14 protein-coding genes are annotated in these 16,286 nt (G+C 61.0%); 10 read left to right on the top strand and 4 right to left on the bottom strand.

Translation table 11 applies throughout. The features are described from left to right. The first annotated feature begins 13 nt into the window (after positions 1–13). Positions 14–655: a LysE family translocator gene (locus BW43_RS10825; RefSeq protein WP_032888012.1), complete on the top strand. Its 642-nt coding sequence runs from the start codon at positions 14–16 to the stop codon at positions 653–655. Here the strand turns inward: BW43_RS10825 and BW43_RS10830 are convergent. Both BW43_RS10830 and uraH read right to left on the bottom strand, forming a co-directional pair. Further along, a complete protein-coding gene (locus tag BW43_RS10830) occupies positions 630–5,807 on the bottom strand; it encodes a dermonecrotic toxin domain-containing protein (protein WP_032888010.1) in 5,178 nt (1,725 codons plus the stop codon). The two genes, BW43_RS10825 and BW43_RS10830, sit on opposite strands and share 26 nt — an antisense overlap. Positions 5,808–5,961: 154 nt before the next feature. Next, a complete protein-coding gene (gene uraH, locus BW43_RS10835) occupies positions 5,962–6,315 on the bottom strand; it encodes a hydroxyisourate hydrolase (RefSeq protein WP_032888007.1) in 354 nt (117 codons plus the stop codon). Positions 6,316–6,329: 14 nt separating this feature from the next. Between uraH and BW43_RS28825 the strand changes: the two genes are divergently transcribed. The 9 genes from BW43_RS28825 to BW43_RS10875 all read left to right on the top strand — a co-directional run bounded on the left by BW43_RS28825 (position 6,330) and on the right by BW43_RS10875 (position 13,984). Continuing rightward, complete coding sequence (locus BW43_RS28825) at positions 6,330–6,548, top strand: hypothetical protein (protein WP_155989972.1); 219 nt, start codon at positions 6,330–6,332, stop codon at positions 6,546–6,548. Positions 6,549–6,696: 148 nt separating this feature from the next. Then, positions 6,697–7,623: an allantoinase PuuE gene (gene puuE, locus BW43_RS10840; protein ID WP_032888005.1), complete on the top strand. Its 927-nt coding sequence runs from the start codon at positions 6,697–6,699 to the stop codon at positions 7,621–7,623. Then, positions 7,620–8,135, top strand: coding sequence for a 2-oxo-4-hydroxy-4-carboxy-5-ureidoimidazoline decarboxylase (gene uraD / locus BW43_RS10845; protein ID WP_032888003.1), 516 nt, complete (start codon positions 7,620–7,622; stop codon positions 8,133–8,135). Before puuE ends, uraD begins: the two co-directional genes overlap by 4 nt. Before the next feature lie 41 nt (positions 8,136–8,176). Beyond that, positions 8,177–9,172, top strand: a complete 996-nt coding sequence (gene alc / locus BW43_RS10850) for an allantoicase (protein ID WP_032888001.1) — start codon at positions 8,177–8,179, stop codon at positions 9,170–9,172. Between the two features lie 225 nt (positions 9,173–9,397). Then, positions 9,398–9,901 carry an ureidoglycolate lyase gene (locus BW43_RS10855; protein WP_027603915.1) on the top strand — a complete coding sequence of 168 codons (504 nt, stop codon included), beginning with the start codon at positions 9,398–9,400 and terminating at the stop codon, positions 9,899–9,901. Positions 9,902–9,952: 51 nt separating this feature from the next. Next, positions 9,953–11,236 carry a urate hydroxylase PuuD gene (locus BW43_RS10860; protein WP_032887999.1) on the top strand — a complete coding sequence of 428 codons (1,284 nt, stop codon included), beginning with the start codon at positions 9,953–9,955 and terminating at the stop codon, positions 11,234–11,236. A gap of 176 nt (positions 11,237–11,412) precedes the next feature. Continuing rightward, positions 11,413–12,759, top strand: a complete 1,347-nt coding sequence (locus tag BW43_RS10865; RefSeq protein ID WP_032887997.1) for a nucleobase:cation symporter-2 family protein — start codon at positions 11,413–11,415, stop codon at positions 12,757–12,759. Positions 12,760–12,806: 47 nt separating this feature from the next. Continuing rightward, positions 12,807–13,202 carry a hypothetical protein gene (locus tag BW43_RS10870; RefSeq protein ID WP_032887996.1) on the top strand — a complete coding sequence of 132 codons (396 nt, stop codon included), beginning with the start codon at positions 12,807–12,809 and terminating at the stop codon, positions 13,200–13,202. Then, positions 13,199–13,984, top strand: a complete 786-nt coding sequence (locus BW43_RS10875; protein ID WP_032887994.1) for an outer membrane protein OmpK — start codon at positions 13,199–13,201, stop codon at positions 13,982–13,984. Before BW43_RS10870 ends, BW43_RS10875 begins: the two co-directional genes overlap by 4 nt. Positions 13,985–14,093: 109 nt before the next feature. On the opposite strand, the gene BW43_RS10880 is transcribed toward BW43_RS10875, so the two are convergent. Both BW43_RS10880 and BW43_RS10885 read right to left on the bottom strand, forming a co-directional pair. Continuing rightward, a complete protein-coding gene (locus tag BW43_RS10880) occupies positions 14,094–15,242 on the bottom strand; it encodes a patatin-like phospholipase family protein (protein ID WP_032887992.1) in 1,149 nt (382 codons plus the stop codon). Between the two features lie 30 nt (positions 15,243–15,272). Continuing rightward, entirely contained in the window at positions 15,273–16,208 is a 936-nt protein-coding gene (locus BW43_RS10885; RefSeq protein WP_032887990.1) for a lipid A biosynthesis lauroyl acyltransferase, read from the bottom strand. Positions 16,209–16,286: the final 78 nt, after the last annotated feature.

The raw sequence follows: 16,286 nt of genomic DNA, 5'->3' as shown, positions 1-16,286 counted from the left end.
CAAGGAGCAAGCAATGAGTCTGGAAACCTGGCTGCTGTTCAGCGGCGCTGCGCTGGTAGTGATCCTGATCCCGGGGCCGCTGTCGTTGCTGATGATCAGCAACAGCCTCAACTACGGCCTGCGCCGCTCGTACCCGGCGTTTCTGGGCGGGGTGTTTGCCTCGATCTGTCTGCTGAGCGCTTCGGCGCTGGGCCTGGGCGCATTGCTGCTTGCGTCGGAAAAGGTGTTCAACGCGCTGAAGATCGTCGGCGCGCTGTACCTGTTCTACCTGGCGTGGCAGAGCTGGCAGCAATCGCGCCAGCCTTCCCAGGGCGCGACAGTGCCCCAGGCTGCGCCAGTGCCGCGCTTTCGCGCGCTGTTTGGCCGGGCCTTTGTGCTGGGGGCCAGCAACCCCAAGGACATCCTGTTTTTCGCCGCCTTCCTGCCGCAATTTCTCAGCAGCCAGCACGCCTTCCTCCCGCAACTGCTGATCATGATCGCCACGTGGACTCTGCTCGACCTGGCCTGCAAGCTCGCCTACGGCCTCGGCGCCCATGGCGCCGCGCGGTACCTGCGCAGCGGCGCGGGCCAGAGCTGGTTCAACCGCATCAGCGCGAGCCTGTTCGGTGGTGCCGGCGTTATTTCACTGGTCAACGCTCGCGCGGGCTCACTTTGACGAAATACACCGTGGGCGGGCGATTGCCATGCCTCGGCCATTGAATGCCGGCCATCATCCGCACGAGGCGCTGTTCGCTCAGCGCCTCCCGGACCGACGCGGCCATGGCGGAAGTCCGATGTTGTTTGATGGCTTGATTGAACCATGCGTGGGTGAGCTTTGACCTGAGCAAGATGCTGCCGCGATCCAACCACTGGAAGGTGATGTAGTACAGCGCGTTTGACTGGGGGTGGGTCACCAGCCACTCGGGACTGCGGACCGTGCCGCGCTTTACACTCCACTCCTGCACCCTGAAGCCCTGCTGCTCCAGCGTCGCGCGGGTGGCTGCGCCCTGGGCAATCTGCCTCTGAGCCGAATGCTGCGCGCCGCCGGCCTTGAGCACCTCGTCAAGCGCGATGGTGGGCGTGAAGTCAACGCGTGTGAAGCCCGGCGCCCGGCCTTCGAAACCGATATAGGTATAGCCGCCGTACCGTTCGGTGGGTCGCAACATGCGCAGCAGGTCATCGGTCTGGCCAAGTTGCACGGGGCTTGGGGTTAACCAGCTGTCCAGCGTTGCGCGCACGTTAAGCAGATGGCTGGCGGTGACTGAACGGGATGAGTCCGCCAACTCGATCAGCCTTGCCACCGCAAAGGTTCGGCTGCTGCTCGTCAGCGTCGGGAACGCCCTTTCGACCGACGGCTCCAATGGCCCATCGAACAGCGGCGCATGCAGCTGCCATTCGCCCGTTGACGTACGCGACACAGGAATCGGCTGTTCATCAAGGCCGCTGCTGGTCCAGTGTTCGATATCAACGCGAGCCCTGGACACCAGCGGCTCGTTCCTGGAAATAAAGGCCATGTCGCTCACGGGCACGTGCTCACCCTGATGCAACAACCGGTAGTAGCCAATAGCCGATTGCGTCGGCGTGTCATAGCGGCTCCCGACATAGATGGCATCGTAAGGGAATCCCGGAGGATCCATGTGCACATGAAACACGCCGTTCACCGAGGACCCGACGCCCACATCATCGGCGCCATGCAGGCGCCAATCGAACCAATGACGGGACGCCACGCTTGAGCGGTGAATCCGTTCCCGGGTCGCAGTGGGTACCACCGGTGGTTGCCAATCCGACTGCGTAGCAGCCGCGCGCCACGGGTTGAGTACTGCCGAGCTCGGACCGGCGACCGGCGCGTCCGCCCCCAGCAGCCACTCGCCGGGTTCGTGCAGCGTCAGGATTAATTCATCCTGCCCCGCCGCGTCCTTGCTCTTCAGGCGGAAAAAACCTTCACCCTCGCGGCGGTACACCGGGTAGTGATGCGTTCCGTCCACCACGAAATGCTCGCCGCGCTTCACGTAGACACCTTTTTCACCCGCCCCCTTCAAGGCGATCGCGCCTTGGGGCAGGCCCTGGACGCGAAAGCGTTCCAGGGGTTTGAGCGCCGTACCCGCGCCGGGCAACTTGGGCACGTGCGCGACCTGGCCAAACTCCGAGAACGCTGCGCGATGCAGGCGGTGCAGACCCGTGCCTATCGAGCGCAGCCCCGGACGGGCCAGGTTCCCCGGTTTGAGTTTGGGCCCAGGGACAAAGATCAGCAGCAGGTCAACTGCCAGGAACACCGCACCAAATGCCACCGCCACCGCGTCCCGAGGGTCGCCCTCGCGGTGATAACGCCGCGACATCAGCAGCAATTCATACAACTGGTTACCCAGGCCGAAGAACGGCACGGCAAGCGACAACAAGGCACGCCGACGGCTATCGCTGCGCTCCTCCAGTCGCTGCTCTCGGTGTTTCTCCAAGGTCTTGCCGGAGTTGCTGATGGCCTGCGCCCGGCGCTGCTGCTCAAGCACCCGCGCCTGATACAACAGGGCGCGAGCGTCCCAGTGTGCAGTCGGCACCAGTACCAGCCAGTTCGTCTGATCACTGTCGATCTGCTCACGGATTTGTTGCTCAATCAGCTCGACAAGCGCCGTGGGTTCCAGGTGCCTGACCTTGAATGAACGCACGAACTCGGCGACGTGCCACAGCCCTTGCAACATGACGAAAGTCGGCACGAAATCCAACGGGCCGGGTAACCGTGACCCCTTGCTCGGTTTGCGGCCGTGGTGGTCGATCGCTTCGAACGCCCAACCGGGCGCGACGTGCCGGGCCAACGCCGTGACATTCGCGGGCAACGAACTCATGCCATTGAGATGCTCGCGCGCCAATTGCAGGCTGGCATATTCGCTAAGGCTGCCTGCCTGCGGCGCGGTGGGCCAATACACCACACAGGCCTGGGAAATCTGGTCATGGATGACCACGATCCCGGCGATGTAGCGATCATGCAGGAGGGTGTGGCCGGCCAGATGCACCACATAGAGCTGCACGTGATGGCCGTTTCTGCGCAGATCTTCGGGGGCGCGGGCGCCGATCGCCGTATTGAACAGACTCAGCCCCTGCTCGCTTACCCCCTGCCTGAGCGCCGAATAGCGGTCGGCGTCGATACCCGCCCCCAACGCGCGCCTCAACAGTGGCGGGACGCGCCCGTGCTCACGCGGATCAGGCGAGTGGAACGTGCGCTGGATCAACGCCTCGTACTGGCCGCCGATGTCCAGCGAGGACACCATATTGACCAAGTAGCTGACGCTCAGGCGTTGCTTCCATGCCGGTTGCAGATAGGTGGCGTGCCGGAAGCGCCAATAGGTGGGCCGCATCTTCGGGTCCAGGTTGTGCAGCGCCAGTTGCAGCAGACTGAACTGCGTGCGCGTCGCGCTGGGAGTAAGGGCTTCGTTGCGATCGCCCACCGTGCAGGTGCTTTCCCAGCCACAAAACCTGCCATCGACCTGATCGGGCATTTCGATAAATGGCGTGTCGATGTTCAACTCCGGGTACAGGCCGTCTTCCCGCAAACGCGCGATCAGCAGGTCGCGGGCAAAAGCGTGCACATCGGGCAAGCGCTGCTGGAGGCGCTCTTCATAGGCAAATACGCTGCTCAGGTAACGACCTTGCACACGCTTGAAGCGGTTGACCTGCGCCGCCGTCGCGTCAGTCAGCCAAGGTGGCAGCTTTTTTTTCGCTTCTGCGGCTTTGCGGACCAGATCAACATGGTCGCGTGCTTGGATCAACGCCTGGTTGGCCGGGGCAAGCAGGTGCTCATGCAGCTCGACCGCGAGCAATTGGCGGCTGAGTTGAGGATCTTCAATTCCGTTGAAAATATTCGCGCTGTGCTGCAGCAGGACATAGCTCTTGAGAAGCCTTTTGAGTGCCAGCAGCAGGGGGTTGCCGTCGATGGCGTGATAGCTCACTTTCAGCGTGCGCGCGGCAACTCGTGCGCGTACGGCTTGACGCTGTTGCCGCTCGACGTAACCCCATAACAGCGACGTATCGCGACTGCCGAGGCTGGCCTCGACGCTGCGGGACAACTCCCCCAGGCTGGAAAACCCAGCCACACCGCCCTCGCGCCCGAGTGCACACAGCACCACCGGTTCTCGCCGCTCGGGAGCATCCAGCGCAGCCTGGCGCGTAACCGCAAACACGCTGTGCAGCGGCCAGTCATCGCCCACCCGCACCGACAGCACACGGGTAAGACTGCCCTCGCGCTTGCTGGCCAGCGGTGCCTCCAATACTTCGAGCAGCAGGTCCCGATGGGGCGCGCGCAGACGCTTGAGCCGGTGCTGCAGTTGAACTTCAACGCGCAACAGGTCCTTCAGGCCGAGGATATAAGCGCTCGCGCGCTTGAGTTGGCCGCTGGGGCGTTCCCCCCAGTACGCCGCCTCGAACAGCCGCAGTTGCGCGTCCTGCACCTGTGCGGCCAGGGTGTCCTCGTGGGCCTTGAGTTGTGCTTCAAGCGCCACATATTCCAGCCAGGCCGGCGTGTCCACCACCGGGTCGCTGTGATCGAGCAGCGCCATCAGGCCCTTTTCGTAACGCTTGACCTGGCGCAGTGCCGTGTTAATCGCCAGGCTCGACGCGGTGCTGGCGAAGATGATTTCCTGGCGTCGTCGATGCTGGTCCCAGTCCAGCAGCTCACGGCGCAACCGCTCCAGCCGTGGTTTACCGACCCAGTGCCGGCGTGCCCGTTCAATGTAGGCGAGAAAGCGTGTGGCGTTCGTCACCGCAGGCTGGGGCGTGGCGGAAAACACCTGTTTGAGGTTGATCGACACAGCGCAGGCCAGTTCGTTTTCCCATTGCGCGTCCAGTACCGCCTGCGCGCTGTAGGCCAATGCATCGCCCGACAACCGTACGCCACGACCCGCGGCAGTGGTCGAGGCCGGCTCACACACCTCGTGCCGACGTCGCAGGGGCAGGCATTGCCACAGGTCGTCGAACAGCGCGCCGTTGATCAGCGCCACCAGGGCGCACTGCAATTGGGCGAACGAGGGGTACTCATAAAAGTTGCGCTGCACGCCCGGCAGATACATCACATGGGGCATGCCCATCGGGTCGCCCTCACGATAAATATGCAGGGCGCCAGGGATCGGCATCAACCGCGGCCCGGCGCCAGGCCACATCAACTCGCACGCTTGCACACTGGCCCAACGCTCGCCCGCACGCTGGCGCGCCTCCACCGTCGGCGCATCCACCAACGCCTGGACCATGACCCGCCCGGCGCTCGACAGCTCGTCCAATTGACGGGCGATGAAGGCCTGGTGGGCGAACAGTTGCTGATGCACCTGCACCCAACGCTCCTGACGCGTCAGCCAGGTGCCGGCAGCCAACCCCTGCCAATAACCGTTGTGCGCCTGGGCGAGCCGGTCAAACAGGTTGAGGCCGATCACCCGGCGCAGCGCCTCCAGGGGCGTGAACGTGAAGCGGCGGTTCGGGTCGTCCTTGTCGCTCAGGGCGGTGAACTGATTGAGGTTGATCGACACCGACGGCAACACCATCAGGCGCAAGGCGCGGTCGGTCAGGCTGTCGGTTTTCTGCGCGACGGCGGGCGGCTTGGGTTCGGTAAAGAGCAGGCGGTCCGGGTCCAGTTCGAATGCTTTGCGCAGCTCGGCACGAACCACCCGCAGCACCCGGGGCGCAGCGCTGATAAGACGGCTGAGGGTACTCGCCGCTTCGGCGCAGCCCAAGTCCGCCAGCGCGAGTCGATTGACCAGTCGACTGGGATGGAGGCTGCTGTTGATACGCAGCGTGAGCTGGGTACGCAGGGCCTGTAGCGCGTCGTCATCAGGGTCGGTAAGTGAGGTCACGGCAGTGTCTTCGTCGAGGAAAACACCTAGCCTATTGAGCAATCACGCCAATAAGGCGCTAGATAATTGAACGTTTCTGCGCGCAAAAAAAAGCCCGCAGTGTGCGCGGGCGAAACCAACGAAGAGCTTTGGGGGTGTGAAGCGAGGTGACGACTCAGCTACCGCGATAGGTAGAGTAGCTGTAAGGCGAAATCAGCAGAGGCACGTGGTAGTGATCCTGTTCGGCACTGATACCAAAACGCAGTACGACGACATCAAGGAAGGCCGGCTCCGGCAACTGCACGCCACGGGCGCGGTAGTAATCGCCGGCGCTGAATTGCAGCTGGTAAACACCCGTGCGGTAGTCATCGCCTTGCAGCAGCGGTGCATCGCAACGACCGTCGCTGTTGGTCAGGGCGCTGGCGACCAGCTCCAACTGCGTGCCTTCGACGCGGTACAGTTCAACCTGGATGGCGCTGCCGGGGCAGCCGTGGGCGGCATCGAGTACGTGTGTGGTCAGTCGTCCCATGGAACGGAGCTCCCTTGAGTAGAGTGAAAATAGGCCGCACCTTTACAGGGCATGCAAAATCCGGCGATGCGCTGATTAAGACACTTTTAATAAAAATTGTACACAATAAAAATTACAAAGTTTTACTCACCACTTTGCGCAGCTATCCTCACTGCAAATTATCAGCAAGCCTTGCTTTTAAACGCCCTTTCATCCATTTACTGACCAACCAGGCAAGTTTCTTGCAAAGCTAATCGGTGGCAACCGCCTGGAAAAAATGCAGAAATACAGGCTTACAAAGTGACCATCAAGTTGTATACAATCAGCTCATCGCTGTGACGCCACCAGGTTTTTCTGCCGGTCGCCACGCACTTGCTACCACGAACAAGAAGGAAGACTGCAGTGAGCGCTGACTACCCACGCGACCTGATCGGTTACGGCAGTAACCCTCCTCACCCCCACTGGCCGGGCAAGGCACGCATCGCGTTGTCTTTCGTACTCAATTACGAAGAAGGCGGCGAGCGCAATATTTTGCACGGCGACAAAGAGTCCGAAGCCTTCCTATCGGAAATGGTCTCGGCCCAACCGCTGCAAGGCGCACGCAACATGAGCATGGAGTCGCTGTACGAATACGGCAGCCGTGCCGGCGTGTGGCGCATCCTCAAGCTGTTCAAAGAATTCGATATCCCGCTGACCATCTTCGCCGTGGCCATGGCCGCCCAACGCCACCCGGACGTGATTCGCGCCATGGTCGAGGCCGGCCATGAGATCTGCAGCCACGGCTACCGCTGGATCGACTACCAGTACATGGACGAGGCCCAGGAGCGCGAGCATATGCTCGAAGCCATCCGCATCCTTACCGAACTGACCGGCGAACGCCCGCTGGGCTGGTACACCGGCCGCACCGGCCCGAACACCCGTCGCCTGGTGATGGAAGAAGGCGGTTTCCTGTACGACTGCGACACCTACGACGACGACCTGCCCTACTGGGAACCGAACAACCCCACCGGCAAGCCGCACCTGGTGATCCCCTACACCTTGGACACCAACGACATGCGCTTCACCCAGGTGCAAGGTTTCAACAAGGGCGATGACTTTTTCGAATACCTGAAGGATGCGTTCGACGTGCTGTACGCCGAAGGCGCCGAGGCACCGAAGATGTTGTCCATCGGCCTGCATTGCCGTTTGATTGGCCGCCCGGCGCGCCTGGCTGCGCTGAAGCGCTTTATCGAATACGCCAAGGGCCATGAACACGTGTGGTTCACCCGCCGCGTCGATATCGCCCGTCACTGGCATGAAACCCACCCGTACACGGGAGCGGCCAAATGACTGCATTCAAGACCCTGAAGCCATCGACCTTGAGCCGCGATGAGTTTGTCGCCGCCTTTGCCGATATCTACGAACACTCGCCATGGGTGGCCGAAAAGGCCTTCGACCTGGGCCAGGACCCTTCGATCGACCAGATCGAAACCCTGCACCAGCGCATGAGCGACATCCTGTTGAGCGCTGATCACACCAGTCAACTGGCCCTGATCAACGCCCACCCGGACCTGGCCGGCAAAGCTGCCGTCCAGGGCCAACTCACCCAAGCCAGCACTGATGAGCAAGCTGGCGCGGGGATTCACCAATGCACGGCCGAAGAGTTCTCGCGCTTCACCGAGCTGAACGATGCCTACAAAGCCACGTTCAAGTTTCCCTTCATCATGGCGGTGAAAGGCAGCAACCGGCACCAGATCCTGGCCGCATTCGAGACGCGCATTCACAACTCGGCGGACGCCGAATTCAAATGCGCCCTGGCCGAGATCAACAAGATCGCGTTGTTCCGTTTACTGACCCTCTAAACGACCATCCCCAGCCACTCTATATAAGGCAGACAAGAAGAATGAAAGCTTACGCCGTACCTTTCGAGAAGTTCGTCAACCTGGCCGACGCCCGTCTGGGCACCAAGATCCTTTCGGTGACCGATGACTGGTTCGCTGACGCCAACCGCCTGTTCCAGCCGACCCCGGCCGTGTGGAAGGAGGGCGTTTTCGATGACAACGGCAAGTGGATGGACGGCTGGGAGTCACGCCGCAAGCGCTTCGAAGGCTACGACAGCGCAGTGATCCGCCTGGGCGTACCGGGTTCGATCAAGGGCGTGGACATCGACACTTCATTCTTCACCGGCAACTTCCCGCCGTCGGCGTCCCTGGAAGCCTGCTTCCTGGCCTCGGGCGACCCGGATGACAACACCCAGTGGACCGAAGTGCTGTCGGCCGTCGAGTTGCAAGGCAACAGCCACCACTACCACGAGATCAGCAACGATCAGGCGTTCAGCCACCTGCGTTTCAATATCTACCCGGACGGCGGCGTAGCCCGTCTGCGTGTGTACGGTATTCCGTTCCGCGACTGGTCGTCGGTGGGCGACAACGAACAGGTCGACCTGGCGTCTGCCCTGAACGGCGGCCGCGCACTGGCGTGCTCCGATGAACACTTCGGCCGCATGAGCAACATTCTCAACCCAGGTCGTGGCATCAACATGGGCGATGGCTGGGAAACCGCTCGTCGTCGTACACCAGGCAATGACTGGGTGATCGTCGCATTGGGCCACCCGGGCGAGATCGAGAAGATCATCGTCGACACCCTGCACTTCAAGGGCAACTACCCGGACACCTGCTCGATCCAAGGCGCCTTCGTGAAAGGCGGCACCGACAGCCAGATCGAAACCCAATCGCTGTTCTGGCGCGAACTGCTACCGGCGCAGAAGTTGGAAATGCACGCCGAACACACCTTCGCCGAGCAGATCAAGGCACTGGGCCCGATCACCCACATCCGCCTGAACGTGTTCCCGGATGGGGGCGTGAGCCGCCTGCGTGTACTGGGTAAAGTCGCCAAGTAAACGCTGAATCCTGTGGCAAAGGAGCTTGTTGTGGTGAGCGGGCTTGCCCCGCGTTGGGGCGCGAAGCGACCCTGGAAGCAGACACCGCGTTTTCACAGAAGAAACGCAGTGATCTTGTTGGGGCCGCTTAGCAGCCCAGCGCGGGGCCAGCCCGCTCACCACACACGTTCATCACGCCCACAAGCAACCGCATAACCAACACAGAATCCGGATAAGAAGACAGCCATGCGCACACTGATGATCGAACCCCTGACCAAAGAAGCCTTCGCCCCCTTCGGAGACGTTATCGAAACCGACGGCAGCGATCACTTCATGATCAACAACGGGTCGACCATGCGCTTTCACAAGCTGGCAACGGTAGAAACCGCACAGCCTGAAGACAACGCCATCATCAGCATCTTCCGCGCCGACGCGCTGGATATGCCGCTGACCGTGTGCATGCTGGAAAGACACCCGCTGGGCAGCCAGGCTTTCATACCGCTGCTCGGCAACCCCTTTCTGATCGTGGTCGCGCCACTTGGCGATGCACCTGTATCGGGCTTGGTCCGCGCCTTCGTCACCAACGGCAGGCAGGGCATTAATTACCATCGCGGCGTCTGGCACCACCCGGTGCTGACGATCGAAAAGCGGGATGACTTCCTGGTGGTTGATCGCAGTGGCACAGGCAATAACTGCGATGAGCATTTTTTCAAAGAGGATGAGCGGTTGATCCTCGCCCCCCACCAATAAGAGAAGGCCGGATCACCCGACAACAAGGGTGACAGGCGAGAGGTAAAGACTGTGGAAGCACATCTGTTGGAATGGCTGAACCTTAGCGTGCGCTGGGTTCACATGATCACTGGCGTCGCCTGGATCGGCGCTTCGTTCTACTTTGTCTGGCTGGAAAACAACCTCAACCGCGTCAACCCCAAGAGCGGCCTCGCCGGTGACTTGTGGGCGATCCACGGTGGCGGTATCTACCACCTGGAAAAATACAAACTGGCCCCGCCGACCATGCCGGACAACCTGCACTGGTTCAAATGGGAAGCCTATTTCACCTGGATGTCGGGCGTCGCGCTGCTGTGCGTGGTGTTCTACCTCAACCCGACGCTGTACCTGCTCGCACCTGGCAGTAGCCTCAGCGGCACCGAGGGCGTATTGCTGGGCATTGGCTCACTGTTCGCCGGCTGGTTCATCTACTCCTTCCTCTGCGACTCGGCCCTGGGCAAACGCCCTGCCCTGCTCGGTTTCATCCTGTTTGTGCTGTTGATTGCGGCGGCCTATGGCTTCAGCAAAGTGTTCAGCGGCCGTGGCGCCTACCTGCACGTCGGTGCGGTGATCGGCACCATCATGGTGGGCAACGTGTTCCGCATCATCATGCCGGCGCAGCGCGCGCTGGTGGCGGCCATCGCCGAGAACCGCACGCCTGATCCGGCCCTGCCGGCCAAGGGATTGCTGCGTTCACGCCATAACAACTACTTCACCTTGCCGGTGCTGTTCATCATGATCAGCAACCACTTCCCGAGCACCTACGGCAGCCAATACAACTGGCTGATCCTGGCGGGTATCGCGGTGGCGGCGGTGTTGGTACGGCACTACTTCAACACCCGTCACAACAGCCAGAAGTATGCATGGACCTTACCGGTCGGCGCGTTGGCGATGATCAGCCTGGCATACGTCACGGGGCCAAAACCGGCAGAGCCGATTGCCAAGGCACCTGCGGCCATCGAATACCAGCCACTGCCTGAAACGGCGTTGGGTGGTGGTTTGAAACCCGCGGCTCCAGCAGCTCCCGCCGCCGAGCCGGCACCCGCCCAGGCGACGATTGATTTCGACAAGGTGCATGGGGTGATCCAGGAACGTTGCGCCGTATGCCATTCGGCCAAGCCCACCAGCCCGCTGTTCAGCACCGCTCCGGCTGGGGTGATGTTCGATACCCCCGCGCAGATCCAGCAACAGGCAGCACGCATTCAGGCGCAGGCCGTGGCGAGCCAGATCATGCCGCTGGGCAACATCACCCAGATGACCCAGCAGGAGCGGGATTTGATTGGCACCTGGATCAACCAGGGGGCGCGTACCAACTGACAGATTCACACAGTTCCAATGTGGGAGGGGCTTGCCCCTGATAGCCGTGTGTCATTCAAAACATCAGTGACTGAACCACCGCAATCGGGGGCAAGCCCCCATCCCACAGGGGACTTGTAGTGATTTAGAGATTGCGTTCCACACAACACAAAAATAAAAAAGATCCGAGGTGTTGCATGACCGAGTTAGTCGAACCGCAGATTCCTGCCGCCCCTGCCATGGAGCGGCTGCCCCTCTTGCAACTGATTCTGGTAGGCCTGCAACACGTCTTGCTGATGTACGGCGGCGCCGTCGCCGTACCCCTCATCATTGGCCAGGCCGCGGGCTTAAGCCGTGAAGAAATCGCTTTCCTGATCAACGCCGACCTGCTGGTGGCCGGTATCGCCACCATGATCCAGTCATTCGGCATCGGCCCGGTGGGCATTCGTATGCCGGTGATGATGGGCGCCAGTTTTGCCGCCGTCGGCAGCATGGTCGCCATGGCCGGCATGCCGGGTATCGGCTTGCAGGGTATCTTCGGCGCGACCATCGCGGCCGGGTTCTTCGGGATGATCATCGCGCCCTTCATGTCCAAGGTGGTGCGCTTTTTCCCTCCGTTGGTGACTGGCACCGTGATCACCGCCATCGGCCTTTCGCTATTCCCCGTGGCCGTGAACTGGGCCGGCGGCGGCAGCGCGGCAGCCACATTTGGCTCGCCGATCTACCTGGCGATTGCCGCGCTGGTACTGGCTACCATCCTGCTGATCAACCGCTTCATGCGCGGTTTCTGGGTGAACATTTCGGTGCTGATCGGTATGGGGCTTGGCTACGGCTTGTGCGGCATCATTGGCATGGTCGACCTCAGCGGCCTGGCCCAGGCGCCGTGGGTGCAGGTGGTGACACCGCTGCACTTCGGCATGCCGAAGTTCGAGTTGGCGCCGATCCTGTCGATGTGCCTGGTCGTGGTGATTATCTTTGTCGAATCCACCGGGATGTTCCTCGCCCTGGGCAAGATCACCGGTCAGGAAGTGTCCCCTAAAATGCTGCGTCGGGGCTTGCTGTGTGATGCCGGCGCGTCGTTCTTCGCCGGGTTCTTCAACACCTTTACCCACTCCTCATTCGCCCAGAACATCGGCCTGGTGCAGATGACCGGCGTGCGTTGCCGCTCGGTGACGATCATGGCCGGCGCGTTCCTGATTGTGCTCAGCCTGTTGCCCAAAGCGGCGTACCTGGTGGCTTCGATTCCACCGGCAGTGCTCGGCGGTGCGGCGATTGCCATGTTCGGCATGGTCGCAGCCACCGGCATCAAGATCCTTCAGGAAGCTGACATCGCCGACCGCCGTAACCAGTTGCTGGTAGCGGTGAGCATCGGCATGGGCCTGATCCCCGTGGTGCGCCCGGAGTTCTTCGCCCAACTGCCGTTGTGGATGAGCCCGATTACCCACAGTGGCATCGCCATGGCCACCCTCAGCGCGTTGTCACTGAATATCCTGTTCAACATCCTCGGCGGTTCAGAACGCCCTGCCGTCGCTCATACGCATTGATTCCTTCGTTACAACAACAAAAACAATAACGAACAAGGAACCCCACCATGCACACCCTCCACCTGGGGGCGGCCATCAGCCGTGCCCCATTTATGCCCGACACGCTCTGTAAGAGCGCACTTGAGCCAAGGCTTGGGAGCCAGTATTCTCCGCGCCCGCTCGAATCGACTCAAAAAAAAACAGCGAATGTAAAAGCTGACTGCAAGGCCAACTTATCCCGGCCTAATGTCTGCTGCCACGGTGCGCCAAACGCCTCTGTATTCGACTGCATTTATTGCAGCCGACGGGGATTTTTTGGCGTTTCAAACACCTTGGCGCAGCTCTTGCTAAAAGCACTAAAGCTGACCAAACAGACGATTTTTGCAGCGAACCAAAAGGCGCCACACCAGAGCGCCTGCGTAGAAGAAAAACCACAAAACCTTAACTCGGGAGCAACCGAATGAAACCTATGTTCAAAGGCCTGATGCTGGCAGGATCCCTGCTTGCGGGTGGTCAGGCCGTGGCCGGTGACTTGTTGCAGTGGCAGAACAACAGCCTGACGTACCTGTGGGGCAAGAGCTTTACCGTCAACCCGCAGATCCAGCAAACCGTCACCTTCGAACACGCCGACGCGTGGAAGTACGGCGACAACTTTGTGTTCGTCGACCGCATCTTCTACAACGGCAAGGAAGACGGCAACGTCGGCCCAAGCACCTACTACGGCGAGATCAGCCCACGGTTGTCATTCGGTAAAATCCTCGACAAAGACCTGTCCTTCGGACCGATCAAGGATGTGCTGCTGGCCTTCACTTACGAGTTCGGCGAAGGCGATAACGAGTCGTACCTGCTCGGCCCGGCGTTCGACTTGAACATCCCTGGTTTCGACTACTTCCAACTGAACTTCTATCAACGCCAGACCGAAGGCAATCGCGCGGGTGATGGCGTTTGGCAGATCACTCCGGTGTGGGCCTACACCATTCCCGTCGGCAGCTCCGACATCCTGATCGACGGCTTTATGGATTGGGTGGTGGATAACGACAAAAACGCCCGTGGCACTTACCACGCCAACCTGCACTTCAACCCGCAGGTTAAATACGACCTGGGTAAAGCGCTGCATTGGGGCGATAAGCAGTTGTATGTGGGTTTTGAGTACGACTACTGGAAGAACAAGTACGGGATCGAAGATTCGGGTGCATTCAAGACCACCCAGGACACGGCGAGCTTCCTGGTCAAGTATCACTTCTAAAAGCCAATGCAATACAAATGTGGGAGGGGGCTTGCTCCCGATAGCGAAGTGTCAGCCACTCTATTTGTTGACTGACACACTGCTATCGGGAGCAAGCCCCCTCCCACATTCAGATAGGCGGCAGGCCCAGGAACCGCATGATCTCCTCACGCTTGGCCAGCGCATCTTTTCTGCCCAACTCAATCAACTCGCTGCAATACCCCGCCTCGAACAGCAAGTAACTCAGCACCCCCGCCCCGCTCGTTTTGGTCGCCCCCGGCCCACGCAAGAACAACCGCAACGCCGCCGGCAATTCCTGCCGATGCCTTGCCGCGATTTCATCGATCGGCTGGCTTGGCGCAATCACCAGCACTTCCACCGGTGCCAGGCCTCGGGCCGCGCTGTCGGCTGGCTGGTGATGGCTGAACTGGTTCAGACGCTCCAGCAATTCGATATCACTTTCCAGGCTGTCGATGAACGTGCTGTTGAGCATATGCCCACCGATCTGGGCCAGGGTCGGTTCCTGACCGGTGTAGGTGCGCTGCACCGACGGCTCGTTGCCCCGCGGGTTGCCGCTGACGCCCACCACCAGCACGCGGGTCGCCCCCAGGTGCAGCGCCGGGCTGATCGGGGCTGATTGGCGCACCGCACCGTCACCGAAATATTCCTGGTCGAGTTTCACCGGGGCAAACAGCAAAGGGATCGCTGAACTGGCCAGCAGGTGCTCAACCGTCAGTTGCGTCGGGACGCCGATACGCCGATGGCGCAACCAAGCATCAATGGTGCCGCCACCTTGATAGAAGGTCACCGCCTGCCCGGATTCATAGCCGAACGCGGTGACCGCCACCGCGTGCAAATGCTTGTTTCGGATGGCTTCGTCGATGCCGCCCAGGTTCAGGCGCTCTTGCAACAAGTCCCGCAGCGGAGAGCTATTAAGCAACGCTACCGGCACTTGCGCGCCCAGGCCCAACAGGCTGTGGATGAGGAAACGACTCGCCTGGCGAATAACCCCCGGCCAATCACTGCGCAACACCAGATGGCTGCGAAAGCCCTGCCAAAAGGCAGTAAGACGCTGGATCGCCGCCGTGAAATCCATCGCGCCACTGGCCAGTGTCACCGCATTGATCGCCCCGGCCGAGGTGCCGACGATCACCGGAAACGGGTTGGGCGCCCCTGGTGGCAACAGCTCGGCAATCGCCGCCAAAACACCCACCTGATACGCCGCTCGCGCCCCGCCGCCGGAAAGAATCAAGCCTGTTACCGGTTCAGCTGGGCGCATCGCATCACTCCGTGTGGGGAAAATCTCGCCTTATCGGCGGCTTTTTTCGTACAACTTGGGTTCGCCCGGTGGCCGGCTCTTGAAGCGGCGGTGGGTCCACAGGTATTGCTCGGGGCATTCGCGTACAGAGGTTTCGACCCACTGGTTGATGCGCAGGCAGTCCACCTCATCGCTTTCGCCGGGAAAGTCGGTCAACGGCGGATGGATCACCAGGCGGTAACCACTGCCGTCGGCCAGGCGCTCCTGGGTGAACGGCACCACCAGCGCCTTGCCCAGGCGGGCAAACTTGCTGGTGGCGGTGACGGTGGCGGCCTGGATGCCGAACAGCGGTACGAAAATACTTTGCTTGGCGCCATAGTCCTGGTCCGGTGCGTACCAGATGGCGCGGCCAGCGCGCAGCAGCTTAAGCATGCCGCGTACGTCTTCGCGCTCGATGGCCAGGGAATCAAGGTTGTGGCGCTCGCGGCCACGGCGCTGGATAAAGTCGAACAACGGATTGCCGTGCTCGCGGTACATCCCATCAATGGTGTGCTTTTGGCCCAACAGCGCCGCGCCGATTTCCAGGGTGGTGAAATGCAGGGCCATGAGGATCACGCCCTTGCCATCGAGTTGGGCCTGCTTGAGATGCTCCAGGCCTTCGACATGGGCCAGACGCGACAGGCGCTGGCGCGACCACCACCAACTCATGGCCATTTCAAAGAAGGCGATGCCCGTGGAGGCAAAGTTTTCCTTGAGCAACTGCTTACGCTCTTTAGCGGTTTTTTCCGGGAAGCACAGTTCCAGGTTACGCGCGGCGATGCGGCGACGCTCGCTGGCCACACGGTACATACCCGCGCCCAGTAACCGACCAATGGCCAGCAGCGCGCGGTATGGCAATTGGGTGACCAGCCACAGCAGGCCGAGCCCAAGCCATAGCAGCCAGAAACGCGGGTGAAAAAATGCAGCTCGAAAACGCGGGCGATCCATTACAGATTCCGGTAAAGACAGGGCCGCGCATTCTACAACGGTTCGACCCGGCTTGCGGCCAGTGGATGTTCTCGTTAT

The sequence above is a fragment of the Pseudomonas sp. RIT357 genome (genome assembly GCF_000632245.1).
Classification (GTDB): Bacteria; Pseudomonadota; Gammaproteobacteria; order Pseudomonadales; family Pseudomonadaceae; genus Aquipseudomonas; species Aquipseudomonas sivasensis.
Note: the sequence above shows the minus strand (reverse complement) of the source record. Positions and strands in the feature narration are given on the sequence as shown.

What these genes read in the sequence shown, in the direction of transcription:
- BW43_RS10870 (WP_032887996.1), top strand. Translation starts at nt 12,807, where the DNA reads ATGCACACCCTCCACCTGGGGGCGGCCATCAGCCGTGCCCCATTTATG.
- BW43_RS10825 (WP_032888012.1), top strand. Translation starts at nt 14, where the DNA reads ATGAGTCTGGAAACCTGGCTGCTGTTCAGCGGCGCTGCGCTGGTAGTG.
- uraD (WP_032888003.1), top strand. Translation starts at nt 7,620, where the DNA reads ATGACTGCATTCAAGACCCTGAAGCCATCGACCTTGAGCCGCGATGAG.
- uraH (WP_032888007.1), bottom strand. Translation starts at nt 6,315, where the DNA reads ATGGGACGACTGACCACACACGTACTCGATGCCGCCCACGGCTGCCCC.
- BW43_RS10885 (WP_032887990.1), bottom strand. Translation starts at nt 16,208, where the DNA reads ATGGATCGCCCGCGTTTTCGAGCTGCATTTTTTCACCCGCGTTTCTGG.
- BW43_RS10880 (WP_032887992.1), bottom strand. Translation starts at nt 15,242, where the DNA reads ATGCGCCCAGCTGAACCGGTAACAGGCTTGATTCTTTCCGGCGGCGGG.
- BW43_RS10875 (WP_032887994.1), top strand. Translation starts at nt 13,199, where the DNA reads ATGAAACCTATGTTCAAAGGCCTGATGCTGGCAGGATCCCTGCTTGCG.
- BW43_RS10855 (WP_027603915.1), top strand. Translation starts at nt 9,398, where the DNA reads ATGCGCACACTGATGATCGAACCCCTGACCAAAGAAGCCTTCGCCCCC.
- alc (WP_032888001.1), top strand. Translation starts at nt 8,177, where the DNA reads ATGAAAGCTTACGCCGTACCTTTCGAGAAGTTCGTCAACCTGGCCGAC.
- BW43_RS10865 (WP_032887997.1), top strand. Translation starts at nt 11,413, where the DNA reads ATGACCGAGTTAGTCGAACCGCAGATTCCTGCCGCCCCTGCCATGGAG.